11 protein-coding genes are annotated in these 14,839 nt (G+C 71.9%); 5 read left to right on the top strand and 6 right to left on the bottom strand.

What is annotated here, in order from left to right:
• Positions 1-83: 83 nt before the first annotated feature.
• The 3 genes from ACQF4J_RS37635 to ACQF4J_RS37645 all read right to left on the bottom strand — a co-directional run bounded on the left by ACQF4J_RS37635 (position 84) and on the right by ACQF4J_RS37645 (position 3,431).
• Positions 84-1,712, bottom strand: a complete 1,629-nt coding sequence (locus ACQF4J_RS37635; protein WP_351571161.1) for a GGDEF domain-containing protein — start codon at positions 1,710-1,712, stop codon at positions 84-86.
• 106 nt (positions 1,713-1,818) lie between these two features.
• On the bottom strand, positions 1,819-3,009 hold the full coding sequence (locus ACQF4J_RS37640) for a lipid-transfer protein (protein WP_351571154.1): 1,191 nt from the start codon (positions 3,007-3,009) through the stop codon (positions 1,819-1,821).
• Positions 3,006-3,431 (bottom strand): Zn-ribbon domain-containing OB-fold protein, encoded by a 426-nt coding sequence (locus ACQF4J_RS37645; RefSeq protein WP_351571405.1) that lies wholly within the window; start codon positions 3,429-3,431, stop codon positions 3,006-3,008. The genes ACQF4J_RS37640 and ACQF4J_RS37645 overlap by 4 nt, the downstream gene beginning before the upstream one ends.
• A gap of 98 nt (positions 3,432-3,529) precedes the next feature.
• On the opposite strand from ACQF4J_RS37645, the gene ACQF4J_RS37650 reads away from it, so the two are divergent.
• Complete coding sequence (locus tag ACQF4J_RS37650; RefSeq protein ID WP_351571151.1) at positions 3,530-4,339, top strand: M15 family metallopeptidase; 810 nt, start codon at positions 3,530-3,532, stop codon at positions 4,337-4,339.
• A gap of 47 nt (positions 4,340-4,386) precedes the next feature.
• Positions 4,387-4,920: an NUDIX domain-containing protein gene (locus ACQF4J_RS37655; protein ID WP_249841152.1), complete on the top strand. Its 534-nt coding sequence runs from the start codon at positions 4,387-4,389 to the stop codon at positions 4,918-4,920.
• 2 nt (positions 4,921-4,922) lie between these two features.
• On the opposite strand, the gene ACQF4J_RS37660 is transcribed toward ACQF4J_RS37655, so the two are convergent.
• A complete protein-coding gene (locus ACQF4J_RS37660) occupies positions 4,923-7,295 on the bottom strand; it encodes a glycoside hydrolase family 31 protein (protein ID WP_351571147.1) in 2,373 nt (790 codons plus the stop codon).
• Between the two features lie 212 nt (positions 7,296-7,507).
• Between ACQF4J_RS37660 and ACQF4J_RS37665 the strand changes: the two genes are divergently transcribed.
• A complete protein-coding gene (locus ACQF4J_RS37665) occupies positions 7,508-9,475 on the top strand; it encodes an acetoacetate--CoA ligase (protein WP_427167777.1) in 1,968 nt (655 codons plus the stop codon).
• A 9-nt stretch (positions 9,476-9,484) separates the two neighbouring features.
• Here the strand turns inward: ACQF4J_RS37665 and ACQF4J_RS37670 are convergent, their stop codons facing one another.
• Positions 9,485-10,804: an aminotransferase class I/II-fold pyridoxal phosphate-dependent enzyme gene (locus ACQF4J_RS37670; protein ID WP_351571141.1), complete on the bottom strand. Its 1,320-nt coding sequence runs from the start codon at positions 10,802-10,804 to the stop codon at positions 9,485-9,487.
• Positions 10,805-10,915: 111 nt separating this feature from the next.
• Between ACQF4J_RS37670 and ACQF4J_RS37675 the strand changes: the two genes are divergently transcribed.
• Positions 10,916-12,139 (top strand): MFS transporter, encoded by a 1,224-nt coding sequence (locus ACQF4J_RS37675; RefSeq protein WP_351806363.1) that lies wholly within the window; start codon positions 10,916-10,918, stop codon positions 12,137-12,139.
• 22 nt (positions 12,140-12,161) lie between these two features.
• Entirely contained in the window at positions 12,162-13,055 is an 894-nt protein-coding gene (locus ACQF4J_RS37680; protein WP_351571135.1) for a hypothetical protein, read from the top strand.
• 61 nt (positions 13,056-13,116) lie between these two features.
• Here ACQF4J_RS37680 and ptsP read toward each other — a convergent pair whose 3' ends face one another.
• Entirely contained in the window at positions 13,117-14,787 is a 1,671-nt protein-coding gene (ptsP, locus tag ACQF4J_RS37685) for a phosphoenolpyruvate--protein phosphotransferase (RefSeq protein ID WP_351806361.1), read from the bottom strand.
• Positions 14,788-14,839 lie beyond the last annotated feature (52 nt).

Consider the following 14,839-nt stretch of genomic DNA (forward strand, 5'->3'; position numbering starts at 1 on the left):
TGTCGACCTACATCGGAAGTGTTCACCGGCACTCAGAGAGCGTCAAGCGCACGGACGGCAACGGTGACACGCTCGCGTGCCGCTCAGCCCGCCGGAGCGGGCGCCGCCTGGGCTCCGCGGAGGACCTCCAGCCCCTCCAGACCGGCCCGGCCCAGCACCCAGCTGGCCCCCTGCAGCGCCTTCGCGGCCTTCTTCAGCGGCGCCAGACAGGCGGCGGCCTCCCGGTGGTCGCGCACGCTGCCGGGCGGGCACAGGACGGTCGCCAGCGACAGCGTGACGGGCCGCCCGCCCGCCGACCACGGCGCGTCCAGCACGGCCGCGGCCAGCGGACCGAGTCGCTCCGGATCGGCGAGTACCAGGAAGTCGTCCCCGCCGATGTGGCCGACCCGGGTGGTGCCGGAGGCAGCGCCCTGCAGCGTCCGCCCCACGGACCGGATCAGCTCGTCGCCCGCCGCGAACCCGGCCCCGTCGTTGACCTGCTTGAAGTGGTCCACGTCCAGCCAACTCAGCGCGAACGTGCGGCCGTCCGCGATGCGCCGGTCCACCTCGCCCGTGATCGCGTCCGAGCCGGGCAGCCGCGTCAGCGGATTCAGCCCGGTCGCCTCCTCGACCCGGCTCTCCGCCAGCGCCCGCACCAGGTCGGCCAGGCGTACGACGCCCACGCACCGGCCGTACGCGTCGACGACCGCCACATCGTCCGAGGTGCGCTCCCGCCCGCCGACGGCCAGCACGTCCAGGACCTCCCACGCGGTCGCGTCGGCGCCCACCGTACGGGGCGGGTCGCCGAGCCTGGCGGCGGGCCGGTCGGCGTACAGCGCGTGCCCGTAGCGCCCCGACATCGACAGCAGGAAGCGCGAGCGGTGCACGGACCGGACCGGAACCCCCTGCGCGTCCACGAGGAGGACTCCGGAGACGTCGGGTGAGCCGATCAGCAGTGCTCGCACCTGCCCCGCGGACGCGGTCGCGGGCAGCAGCGCGGCGGGCCGCACGAACTCCCGCACGGACGGCCCCGGCCGGGACGCCACCGCCATGTCGGCGGGGCACCGGGGCGGAACGTACACATCCGCCGCGGGCAGCCGGGCCGGCGGCGCGAACAACGTCCCCTGGGCCAGCTGGGCACCGGCCGACACCGCGGCCGCGCACTGCAGTTCCGTCTCCACGCCCTCGACGGACAGCAGCGCTCCCAACTGCTCGCACAGCGTCCGCATGGCTCGTGTCGCGGCCGGCCGGGTCAGCAGCGAGGCGTCGAGTTTCACCAGGTCGGGGGCGAGATCGGTGAGCAGCCGCAACGGTACGTCCCCGTCGCCGACGCCGTCCGCACTGATCCGGAACCCCTGCGCCCGCAGTGCGCCGACCGCCTCCAGCAGCGCCCGCTGCGGCACGTGCGTGTACGGCGGTCCGATGTCGACGGTCACCTCCCACGGCAGTCGCCCCGCCGCGCGCACGGCGTCGTGCAGCGGGGTCAGCCCGCCGAGGTCGGCGAGGGTGCCCGCGAAGACGTTGACGTGCAGCGGCAGCAACGTCTCCCTGCGCGCGGCAGCCCGGACCGCCAGCACGGCGAGATGGCCGTCGAGTTCGGGGTCGCGGCGGGCCTCGGCCAGGATGTCTCCGGTCTCTGGGCGGGCGAGTATCTCCAGCCCCGCGACCCCTCCGGTGGCCAGGTTGACCACCGGTTGGAAGGCGAAGCGGAGAATGTCCGTCCAGGAGCGCACGGGAGCATGATGGCTCCGCGGGCGCGCCCATAGGCCCAGTTCACACGACGTTCACGCAGGATTCCCGGGTGATCACGCAGAGTGCGGGAAAGGCCTTGCCTCCCCGTCACCGCACGGCGATCACCGAGGACCCGTGCCCGAACAGCCCCTGGTTCGCCGTGATCCCCACATGTGCCCCCGCGATCTGCCGGTCACCGGCCTGCTCTCTCAACTGCCAGGTCAGTTCGCACACCTGGGCGATCGCCTGGGCCGGAACCGCCTCGCCGAAGGAGGCCAGTCCGCCGCTGGCGTTGACCGGTATTCGCCCGCCGAGGCTCGTCGCCCCCTCCCGGAGGAGTTTGGCGCCTTCGCCCTCCCCGCACAGCCCAAGGTCCTCGTACCACTGCAACTCCAGCGCCGTGGACAGGTCGTAGACCTCCGCGAGGGAGAGGTCCTCGGGGCCGACGCCGGCCTCCTCGTAGGCCGCCCGGGCGATCGACGTCCGGAACGTCCCGTCGGGGGGCTCCGCCGCCGCCCAGGAGTCCGTCGCGATGTCCGGGAGGTCGAGCACGGTGTTCGGGAAGCGCGGTGTCACCGTCGACACGGCCCGGATCCGCACCGGCCGCGCCGCACCGTGCCGGCGTGCGAAGTCCATGCTGGACAGCACCAGCGCCGCCCCGCCGTCCGAGGTCGCGCAGATGTCGAGCAGCCGCAACGGATCGGCGACCACCGGCGAGGCGGCGACCTCCTCGGCGCTCACCCGGGTGCGGTAGCGCGCGTTCGGGTTCAGCGCGCCCACGGCCGCGTTCTTCACCTTGACCTGCGCGAAGTCCTGCGGAGTGTCCCCATGCACGGCCATGCGGCGGCGCGCGTACAGCCCGAAGTACGTCGGGTTCGTCGCCCCCAGGACCCTGAACCGCAGCCAGTCCGGATCGTCCGGCCGCTCGCCTCCCGCGGGCCGGAAGAACCCCTTGGGCGCCGCGTCGGCCCCCACCACCAGGACGACGTCCGCGAGGCCGGACAGGATCTGCGCCCGCGCCGTGTCGACGGCCTGGGCCCCGGACGCGCACGCCGCGTACACGCTCGTCACACGGGCGCCCTGCCAGCCCAGCGCCTTCGCGAAGGTCGCACCGGACACATAGCCCGGATAGCCGCCACGCACCGTGTCCGCGCCGACGATCGAGCCGATGTCGCGCCACTCCAGCCCGGCGTCGGCGAGTGCCGCGCGCGCGGCTGCCACGCCGTACTCGACGAAGCCTCGCCCCCACTTGCCCCACGGGTGCATGCCCGCGCCGAGCACCGCCACCTCGCCCGTCATGCCCCCACCCCCGTAGGCCGCCAGTGCCACGTCGTCCAGGTCGTCTCCGCGTCCTCGTGCAGCACGCCGGGGACGACCTCCACCTCCATGCCCACCGCCAGATCGGCGACGGTGACCCCGGGAACCGCCTGCCCCAGCACCACGATCCGCTCGGCCGCCAGCTCCACAGCGATCAACGCGTACGGCTCCCACGGAAGTTCCGGATTGCTCACATAGGGTGACGGAGGGCGGTACCGGCTGTCCGTGAACGACCAGATCCGCCCCCGTCGCGACAGCGGCACCTCGTCGAGATCACCGCCGGGACATCCGGGATTGCGGCACCGAACCTCCTCGCGGGGGAAGAACACCGAGCCGCAAGCCGCGCAACGGGTGCCGAGGAGCCGGAAATCGTCCCCCGTCCCGGCGAACCATCCGTCCACCACGGGCGTACGAGTGCGAGACATGGTCCCTCCCTGCCACAACATCTGACGATGCGTCAGAAGTGTGTCACGGGCAGGCGGAATTGGGCAGTGCAGGAGACATGACACGACTCACCCGTGCAGTACGCGGTCTCGTCACCGCCTTCGCGGCAGTGCTGGCCGTGACCGCAACCTCGGCCACCGCCCGGGCGGAGACCGGGCCCAGGGCACCGAAGGACTTCGTGGCCCTCAGAGCCGTCGACCCGACGATCCTCCAGGAGATGCGCTACTTCACCCCGCACAACTTCGTCGGCGAACGCATCGACGGCTACGAACAACCGATCTGCATCCTCACCCGGCCGGCCGCCGAAGCCCTCCACAAGGCCCAGCTGAAACTGCTGCGCAGGGGATACACCCTCAAGGTCTACGACTGCTACCGGCCGCAGCGCGCCGTGAACCACTTCGTCCGCTGGGCCGAGGACCTCGACGACCAGGCGATGAAGAGCGAGTTCTACCCGAACGTCGACAAGACCCGGCTCTTCGAGGACGGCTACATCGCGGAGAAATCCGGCCACAGCCGTGGCTCGACGATGGACCTCACCATCGTGCGGCTCCCGGCGAGGCCGACCCGGCCCTACCACCCGGGAGAGCCCCTCGTGCCGTGCTACGCGCCGAAGGACGAACGCTTCCCGGACAACTCCGTCGACATGGGCACCGGCTTCGACTGCTTCGACACCCTCGCCCACACCCTCGACCCGCGTGTCCAGGGCGACCAGCGCGCCAACCGCCTGCTGCTCAAGAGCACCCTGGAGGGCCTGGGATTCGTGAACCTGGCAGAGGAGTGGTGGCACTACACGTACAAGCCCGAGCCCTACCCGGACACCTACTTCGACTTCCCGGTCTCCTGGAAGTCCCTCGCCGGCGGCCATTGAGCAGCCTCCGGAAGACGCCCCTCCACTGATCGGATACAGTCCGCCGCGTGTCCGAAACTCAATCCATCCCCAACTCCGCCCCCGGCTCGCATTGTTCGAGCTGCGGAGCGCCCTATGGAGAGGGCGTCTCCGGCTGGCCGCGCACCTGCCCGGCCTGCCACGCCGTGGCCTACCGCAACCCGCTGCCGGTGGCCGTCGCACTCCAGCCCGTGTACGACACCAAGGGCACGGCCCTGGTCGTCATCACCCGAACCGTCGCCCCCGCCAGCGGGGGCATCGCGTTGCCCGGCGGCTTCGTCGACGACCGCGAGGACTGGCGGCACGCCGTCGTCCGTGAGCTGAAGGAAGAGACCGGCATCGACGCGGCGAGCCGCGACGTACGCCTCGTCGACGCCATGAGCTCGCCCGACGGGCACCTGCTGCTGTTCGGAGTCCTTCCGGAACGCCCGGCCGACGGTCTGCCCCGGTCCGCCGCCACGGACGAGACGGAGGGCTGGCACCTCCTGCGCAGGCCGGAGGAGCTCGCCTTCCCGCTCCACACCCTGGCCGTACGCGCCTGGTTCGAGGGCCGCTACATCTGAGCTCAGCCCTCCCCGAGTCCCCGCACACGCACCGGGTAGGGCGGTTCGGACGAGCCGCCCTCACCCGCTGCCTCGACCACCAGCCGCCTTCCCCTGCTCTTCCAACGGGCCACGTAGCGTTCGAGTTCCGGCTCGTCCCAGCCGTCGCCGCCGTCCGGGACCACCAGCCCGCCCCCGGTGCGGCCGCGGGCCGGCGCCCACACCTCCAACTCCAGTCCGCCGTCGTCCCCCCGTACGGGAATGACGGCACCCGCACGCGCGAGCACGGGTATCCGAGACAGGGGAGCGTCCACGAGTACCTGTGCCGGCCCCTCGTAGACCTGCTCCGTGACGGTGTCGTACCAGCGCCCCCGCGGCAGCTGCACCGCACGCCGGTCGGCCCCCGGGTCGAGCACCGGCGCCACCAGCAGACCGTCGCCCAGCAGGAACGCGTCCTCGCAGTCGCGCAGCGCGCGGTCCTCGGGCGCGTTCCACCACAGGGGCCGCACGTAGGGCGCTCCGGTGCGCCGGGCCAGATGCGCCAGGGTCACGAAGTACGGCAGCAGCCGCCGGCGCTCGACGAGCGCCGCGCGCGCGTGCTCCAGCACCTCGGCACCGAACTCCCAGGGCTCCCGGCGCCCCGCCCGCAGACTCGCGTGGGTGCGGAACAGGGGCAGATACGCGGCCAGTTGCAGCCAGCGCAGATACAGCTCGGGTGACGGACTGCCGTCGAAGCCGCCCACGTCCGGCCCTGAATAGGGCACGCCGCACAGGCCGAGCCCCATGACCAGCGACAGCGACGCCCGCAGACCGGGCCAGCCCGTCGCCACATCGCCGGACCAGGTCCCGCCGTAGCGCTGCATCCCGGCCCAGCCGGAGCGGGAGAAGACGAACGGCCGCTCCTTGGGAGCCAGTTCGAGGAGGCCCTCGTAGCCCGCTCTGGCCATGCACAGCGCGTAGACGTTGTGCGCCTCGCGGTGGTCCCCGCCGCGGCCCTCCAGGGAGTGCCTGGCCGAGCGCGGCAGCGTCGACTCCCCGAACGCGGCGAACGACGTGGGTTCGTTCATGTCGTGCCAGAAACCCGAGAACCCCTGGGCGAGCCGCTCCTCGTAGAGCCCGCCCCACCACTTGCGCACGCGCGCGTGCGTGAAGTCGGGGAAGACCGCCTCCCCGGGCCACGCCACGCCCCGCACAAGCTGTCCCGAAGCGTCCCGCACGAACGCGTCGACGGCCGTCCCGCCGTCGTACACCGCGTTGCCCTCCGCGGCCTTCACCGCGGGGTCGACGATCGACACCAGCCGGATCCCGTCGCGGCGCAGGTCCTCCGCCAGGGACGGCAGCTTGGGAAAGCGTTCCTGGTCCACGGTGAACACCTGGTGCTCGTCGTGGTGGTCGATGTCGAGGTGCACCGCGTCCAGCGGCAGCCCGCGCTCCTGGTAGCCCGAGACGATCCGGCGCACCTCCTGCTCGCTGCCGAAGCCCCAGCGCGCGTGGTGGTGGCCCAGGGCCCAGGTGGGCGGCAGCGCCGGCGCGCCCGTCAGCGACGCCCAGGCCAGCAGCACGCGCGCGGGGGTGCCCACCATCACCCAGCAGCGCAGCGGACCGCCCTCCACCCGAAGCTCGCTCGTGCCCGCCCTGTCATGGCCGGAACCGGCTCCTTCCTCGCCCTCCCTCAGCGTCACCGTGCCGTCCCACGTGGTGTCGTGGAACACCAGATGAGTGGCCGCGTCGGACACCACCAGCTGCACCGGCATCGTGATGTACAGCGGATCGTCACCGGGGCCGAAGGCGCGGCCGGGGTCCGTGTTCCACAGTCGGTAGGTCCCGGCACGCAGCCGCGGGCCCGACGCCCGTCCCCCGAGCCCGAAGAACCGCGCGTCGGCGGCCACCTCCGAGCGCTGCATCCACCGCGCGACCCCGCCCCCGACCGGCTCCCACCACCGGGGCGGCAGATCACGGCGCAGCGTGACGCCTCCGGGCGTGCGCACCTCGACTGCGCCGTGCCGCGAGACGATCACCGTCACGCGCTCGGCCACGACCCGCCAGCCGCCGTCCTTGTCCGGCTCCAGAACCGCCCGTGGGTCCGCCTCCGGGCAGCGGCCGAAGAGCGCGTACGACGGCTCAGGAGCGGCCCCGTCCCAGCCCCAGAAGACCGCGCCGTTCACGGCGACCAGGATCCGCAGTTCCGAGCGGTTGAAGCGGATCACACCGCCGCCCGGGCCGGGCTCCACCTCCCGCACGGGTCCGGGCACCCGCGCGCGCTCCGGACCCCGCGGCGGCAGCGCGCCCGCGTCGGCACGCCGCCTGCGCCACGCCGCCGTCACGGTACGCAACCTCTGGGCCGCCCCCACCGAACCGACCACCCTCACCGAACGCACCAGGTCACGACCGTCCATGCTGCTCACCCTGCCATTGACCGCGCCGAACAGGGGTGTCGTTCAACTTCCGTTCACCCGTGCTGGGACCACATCTTCACGACACGGACTATGTGGGGCGCGCCCTGGTGCAGAAGTCGATCACATGGCATCGTCCGTGTCATCGCGTCACGCGCACACCCCAGCCCGTGCGCGAAAGACGCACACGACGCGCACAGTCCGGGAGCCGCCCCATGTCGACCGTGAACCCCCAGCCGCTCTGGCAGCCAGATCCGGAACGCATCGCCCAGGCACAGGTCACGAGGTTCCAGGCCTGGGCGGCCCGCGAGCACGGGGCTCCGGCCGACGGCGGCTACCCGGCCCTGCACCGGTGGTCCGTCGACGAGCTGGACACCTTCTGGAAAGCCGTCACGCAATGGTTCGACGTGTGGTTCTCGACGCCCTACGCGCGCGTACTCGGTGACCGCTCGATGCCCGGCGCCCAGTGGTTCCCCGGGGCGACCCTGAACTACGCCGAGCACGCCCTGCGCGCGGCCGCCACCCGTGCGGACGAACCGGCCCTGCTGTACGTCGACGAGACCCACGAGCAGCGCCCCGTCAGCTGGTCCGAACTGCGCCGCCAGGTCGGCTCCCTGTCCGCCGAGCTGCGCGCCCTCGGCGTACGCCCCGGAGACCGTGTCAGCGGCTACCTCCCGAACATCCCGCAGGCCGTCGTCGCTCTCCTCGCCACGGCCGCCGTGGGCGGCGTGTGGACGTCCTGCGCCCCCGACTTCGGGGCCCGCAGCGTCCTCGACCGCTTCCAGCAGGTCGAACCCGTCGTCCTGTTCACCGTCGACGGCTACCGTTACGGCGGCAAGGAGCACGACCGCCGCGAGATCGTCGCCGAACTCCGCCGCGAGCTGCCCACGCTGCGTGCCGTCGTCCACATCCCCCTGCTGGGCACGCAGGCACCCGAAGGCGCCCTTGAATGGGCGGCGCTGACCGGCGCGGACACTGAACCGGTGTTCGAGCAGGTGCCCTTCGACCACCCGCTGTGGGTGCTGTACTCCTCGGGCACGACCGGCCTGCCCAAGGCCATCGTGCAGTCCCAGGGCGGCATCCTCGTCGAGCACCTCAAGCAGCTCGGACTGCACTGCGACCTCGGTCCCGAGGATCGTTTCTTCTGGTACACGTCCACGGGCTGGATGATGTGGAACTTCCTCGTCTCCGGCCTGCTCACCGGCACCACGATCGTCCTGTACGACGGCAGCCCCGGGTATCCGGACACGGGCGCCCAGTGGCGCGTCGCCGAACGCACCGGAGCCACCCTCTACGGCACTTCGGCGGCCTACGTCATGGCCTGCGCCAAGGCCGGCGTCCACCCCGGGCGCGATTTCGACCTCTCCAAGGTGCGGTGCGTCGCCACCACGGGATCACCGCTCCCGCCGGACGGCTTCCGCTGGCTGCACGACGAGGTCCGCGACGACCTGTGGATCGCCTCCGTCAGCGGCGGCACGGACGTGTGCTCCTGCTTCGCGGGAGCCGTACCGACGCTGCCCGTCCACATCGGCGAACTCCAGGCGGCCGGCCTGGGCACCGACCTGCAGTCCTGGGACCCCAGCGGTGAACCTCTGACCGACGAGGTCGGCGAACTCGTCGTCACCAACCCCATGCCGTCGATGCCGATCCGCTTCTGGAACGACCCCGACGGCAGCCGCTACCACGACAGTTACTTCGACACCTACCCCGGCGTCTGGCGCCACGGCGACTGGATCACCATCACCTCGCGAGGATCCGTCGTCATCCACGGCCGCTCCGACTCGACCCTCAACCGCCAGGGCGTGCGCATGGGCTCGGCGGACATCTACGAAGCCGTCGAGCGGCTGCCGGAGATCAAGGAATCCCTCGTCATCGGCATCGAACAGCCCGACGGCGGCTACTGGATGCCCCTCTTCGTGCACCTCGCCCCCGGAGCCACCCTGGACGAGGCGCTCCTGAACCGCATCAAGCAGACCATCCGCGAACAGCTCTCACCGCGCCACGTACCGGACGAGATCATCGAGGTGCCCGGAGTCCCGCACACGCTCACCGGCAAGCGCATCGAGGTCCCGGTCAAGCGCCTCCTCCAGGGTGCCCCGCTGGAGAAGGCGGTCAACCCGGGCTCCATCGACGACCTCGACCTGCTGCACTTCTACGAGGACCTCGCCCGCAAGCGCTCCTGAGGCCGCGCCTCACCCCCCGTAGGTGGCCTCGGACTCGCCGAGCACGGCGGCGAAGTCCGAGGCCAGCCGCGCCGCGTCGGCCGGTTCCAGCTCCGCGACGGAGATCCGCACACCCGGAGCCGACGACAGCCGGAACCTGGCACCCGCGGCCACCCACCAGCCGTACGACCGCAACCCGTTCACCACGGCCGACTCGTCCCGCACGGGCACCCACACGTTCATCCCGCTCGACCCGTGCGCCCCGATCCCACGCTCGGCGAGCTCGTCGACAAGAGCCCCGCGGCGCAGCGCATACGTCTCACACGCGCGTGCCACCAACGCGCGCGTGCCGTCGTCGGTCAGCAACCCGTGGACGATCTCCTGGAGGAGATGGCTGACCCAGCCCGACGTCAGCAGCAGCCGGCCGTCGTGGCGGGCCAGCGTGGTGGCGTCGCACGCGGCGGCGGCCCACCGCAGATCGGTCCCGAGGAACTTGCTGACCGTCCGCACATGCACCCAGCGTCGCAGCCCCCCGCCGGCGAGGGTGTGCAGCGGGGCGTGCGCCACGGCGGAGGCATGGTCGTTCTCGACGACCAGCACGTCCGGCCGGTCCCGCAGCACGTCCACCAGGGCGTCCCGGCGTGCCCCGGAGAAACGGCCGCCGTAGGGATTCTGCGCCCGAGGGCTGCACACCACGGCCCGGGCGCCGGCCCGCAGCGCCCCATGCAGCGCGTCGGGACGCATCCCCTCGTCGTCGACGGCCACCGGGACGCTGCGCAGCCCCAAGGCCGTGACCAGATCCAGGAGATGGTGATACCCCGGATCCTCCATGGCCACGGCGTCACCTGGCCGCAGCTCCACGGAGAGCAGTCGCCCGATCAGATCGAGTGCTCCATGGGCGAACGTCACCTGCTCCACGGGCACACCGTCCGGCCCGATCCACTCGCGAACGGCCTCCTCCAGCCGCCTCAGCCGGGGCGCCGAGCGGTGGGCCCGCACCCCCGGAGACAACCGTGAGGGAGGTACGAGAGCGGGGAGCTGGGCGGGATCAGGGTGACCGCCGGACAGGTCGCGCAACCCCTCCGGAACTCTCGGAGGCCGGCGCGACGCCACGGCAGGGGCCGGAGCCACCACCGTCCCACCCCGCCCGCGTGTGACCACGATCCCGCGCTGCCGCAGCTCCTTGTAGGCCGTCGCGACCGTGCCGGGACTGACCCCGAGGTCGTCCGCGAGCCGCCGCACGGGAGGCAGGGCGGCCTCCGGCCCCAAGGCGCCCTCGGCCACGGCCCGTTCCACGGACGCCGCAATCCCCTTGGCCGTCGTACCGGTGATCCCATATTGTGTTGCCACGTTGGAAATTATGTGTCAGTACATAATCGAAGGCAAGGGGGAGCAGTGCATCCGATGCGCCGCGCAGTCGCATGGTCGAGCCGGATACCCGGAGGACGGGACGGGCGCAGAATGCTCGTCATCGCCCTCGTGGACCGCGTCGGCAGCGGCCTGTGGGCCTCCGTCTCCGTCCTGTACTTCACCTACGTCTCAGGGCTCTCCCTCGCCCAGGTGGGCACGCTCGCCGCGACCGCCGGAGCCATCGGAATCGCCGGAGCGCCGCTCGGCGGCCGCATCGCCGACAGATTTCCGCTCACCCGTGTACTGATCGCCGTCCAACTCCTGCGCGCCCTCAGCTCCTTGGCACTGCTGACCACGAACGACTACACCCTTCTGGTCGCCTTCGCCGCCGCAGGCGGCCTCGGAGACCGCGCGGCCGGCGTCCTCACCAGGCTCTATGCCACCCGGGCAGCCGGACCGGAACGCGTCCGCTACCAAGCCGTCCAACGGACCGTGGCCAACGCCGGCTGGGCACTCGGCGGCCTCACGGCCGCAGCCGCGCTGGCCCTCGGCAGCACCGCCGCCTACCAGTGGCTCCTCGCCGGCGACGCGCTGTCCTTCCTCGCGTCCGCCCTCCTCACCCTCCGCTGCGCGGAACCCCCCTCCGCCTCCCGCACCATCATCACGTCGAAGGACCCGGCCCCCAGCACCAAGGCCGCCAGCACAAAGGCACCCGGCCCCTGGCGCGACCGCACCTACCTCGCCTACGTGGCCACCGAGACCGTCCTCTTCCTCGACGACTCCGTTTTCAAGGTCGGCCTGCCTCTGTGGATCGCCCACGCGACGCACGCACCGCACGGCCTCGCACCCCTGCTGCTGGTGCTCAACAACGTGATGGTGGTGGCCCTCCAAGTGCCCCTCGCCCGGTTCGGAACCACAACCGCCGCCGCCCGCGCCCTTCTCCTCCCGCTCGCCGCCGCCTTCGCACTCGCCGGCGTCGCCATGACCCTGTCGGCGAGCGGCGGAACCGTGACCGCCACCCTGCTCCTCACCGCGGCCGCCACCGCCTTCACGCTGGCCGAGATCCTCCACGCCACCATCTCCTGGGAACTGTCCGTCGCCCTCGCGCCCGAGACCGCGCAGGGCACCTACCTCGGCGTCCACGGCCTGGCGCAGTCCGCCCAGCGCAGCGTCGGCCCACTCGCCGTCACCGCGGCCATCGCCACCGGCCCCCTCGGATGGAGCGTCTTCGGCGCCGGAATCGCCCTGACCTGCGCCATCCAGCACCGCCTGATCCGCGGCCGCCTCGCCCGGACCGCGTTGTCAGTGCCACCGGTTACTGTGAGTGAGCATTGATCGACTGTGCTCAGGGGGAAACATGGCGCACACCGACCACCAGACCATGCGACGCGTCCTGCGCCGCGAAATCGCCGGAACCATCGGCCTGCTGACCGACGAACACGACTTCCGGGCCATGCGGCGCTACCGCAGCTTCACCTTCGAAGACCACCTGACCTACCTGCAACAGGTCGAAGCACTCCTCAAGACCCGCGCCTCCCAGGGCAGCCACACCACGGTCGCCCTCTTCGACCCTCAGGAGTACGCCGAATTCTGCGCGGGAACAGGCCTCGACCCCGATGCCCCGTCGAGCCGCACCCGCTTCACCGCGGAACTCGCGACCACCGGCCCCACCGTCCCCTACCAGGGCCAGCCCTTGGCCGACCTCGTACCGGTCCTCGTCGACGAAGCGGTCCGACAGGCCACCTGGGAGTACGCGTCCACGCTGCTGGCCCGGCTCGGCGCCTGCGCCTCCTGCGGCGAGGACATCGGCCGCGCCGCCTTCACGCGCGCCTCCCACCTCCTCGTCCGCATCCTCGACACCGCCGGCGCGGGCAACCGACACCTCGTCTGCAGCGTCTCGGCCATCCCGGAAACACTGCTCGCCGTCCTCCACGCGGACGAGGACGACAACGGCGCCCTGCAACTCGACGAAGCAGAAGCCCTCGAATTCACCACCGTCCTGGCACTGGGCATCGCCACCAAGTGCCCCGGCGGACTCGTCATGCGCACCAGCGCCCCCGGCACCACCGACCGCGTCTACGGCTGGCGCCTGCGAGGCGAAGGCCTGGCACCCCTCACGGCCGGCGAGGTCTTCGACGCCTACTGCACCGACATCGAATCCGGCGATCTGATCTCACCGGAATCCGACGTCGACTACTGCGTACCGCCGGACCTCGGAGAGGAACGGGACACAGGCGGCCATCACCACTGAACGCCAAAGGGGCGCCCCACCCGCAGGTGGAGCGCCCCCTCAGGAAGCGGAAAGCCGGACCCTACTCGCCGGACAGCACCGCCTGAGCCGCGCTGCGCGCCTCCTCGGCGCTCTCCGTGGCACGAGCCGCGGCAGCCGCCCGCTCGCACTGAGCCAGCGTGTACTTGGCCAGCGTCGCCCGCACATAGGGAAGCGACGCCGCACCCATGGAAAGCGAGGTGACACCGAGACCGGTCAGCACACAGGCGAGCAGCGGGTCGGACGCGGCCTCACCACAGACACCGCAGCTCTTGCCCTCGGCCTTCGCGGCCTCCGCGGACAACGCGACCAGGTCGAGCAGCGCGGGCTGCCACGGGTCCTGAAGGCGGGACACCGCTCCCACCTGGCGGTCGGCGGCGAACGTGTACTGCGCGAGGTCGTTGGTGCCCAGTGACAGGAACTCGACCTCCTGCAGGATCGAACGCGCCCGCAGCGCGGCCGACGGAATCTCGACCATCGCTCCGAACTTCGCCCGCAGCCCCGCCTCCCGGCACGCGTCGGCGAACGCCTTGGCGTCGGCACGGTCCGCCACCATCGGCGCCATGACCTCGAGATACACCGGAAGCCCCTCGGCGGCCTTCGCCAACGCCGTCAGCTGGGTGCGCAGCACCTCCGGGTGATCCAGCAGCGTACGCAGACCACGCACACCCAACGCCGGGTTCGGCTCGTCGGCCGGGGTGAGGAAGTCCAGCGGCTTGTCCGCGCCCGCGTCGAGCACACGCACGACGACACGCCCCTCGGGGAACGCCTCGAGAACCTGACGGTAGGCCTCGACCTGCTTCTCCTCCGACGGCGCGTTCTTGCTGTCGTCCAGGAAAAGGAACTCGGTACGGAACAGACCGACACCCTCGGCACCGGCCTCCACGGCCGCCGGCACGTCCGCCGGGCCACCGACGTTGGCCAGCAGCGGCACCTTGTGCCCGTCGGACGTCGCGCCCGGCCCGGTCGCGGCGGCCAGCGCCGCCTTGCGCTCGGCGGCCGCGGCCTGAAGCTGCGCCTTCTTCTCCGCACTCGGGTTCACGAAGATCTCGCCGGTGCTGCCGTCCACGGCGATCACCGTGCCCTCGGCGAGCTCGCCGGCACCCGGCAGCGCCACCACGGCCGGGACACCGAGGGCCCGCGCCAGGATGGCACTGTGGCTCGTCGGCCCGCCCTCCTCGGTGACGAAGCCGAGGACCAGGGTCGGGTCCAGCAGAGCCGTGTCAGCCGGCGCGAGGTCACGTGCGATGAGGACGTACGGCTCGTCACTGTCGGGGACGCCGGGCATCGGCACCCCCAGCAACCGGGCGACGATACGATTCCGCACGTCATCCAGGTCCGCCACCCGGCCGGCGAGGTACTCCCCGGCACCGGCCAGCAGCGCCCGGTACGCGGCGAACGCGTCGTACACGGCACGCTCCGCCGTGCTCCCGACGGCGATGCGCCGCTCCACATCCGCCATCAGCTCGGGGTCCTGGGCCATCATGGCCTGCGCCTCGAGCACCGCCTGGGCTTCGCCGCCCGCCAGATTTCCCCGCGCCATCAGATCGGCCGCCACGGCTTCCACAGCCTTGCGGGCGCGCCCCTGTTCGCGCTCCGCGTCCTCGGCCGGTATCTGCTTGGCAGGCGGCTCGAGCACCGCCGTTCCCATGTGCCGAACCTCGCCGATCGCCACTCCGTGGCTCACGCCGACGCCTCGCAGCGTTGTCTCCATCTCACCCGTCTCCGATAGTGCGGCGGGTCCCGCCGCCGCGGTGGTTGTCGTA

The sequence above is a fragment of the Streptomyces sp. C1-1 genome (assembly GCF_050214755.1).
Taxonomy (GTDB): domain Bacteria; phylum Actinomycetota; class Actinomycetes; order Streptomycetales; family Streptomycetaceae; genus Streptomyces.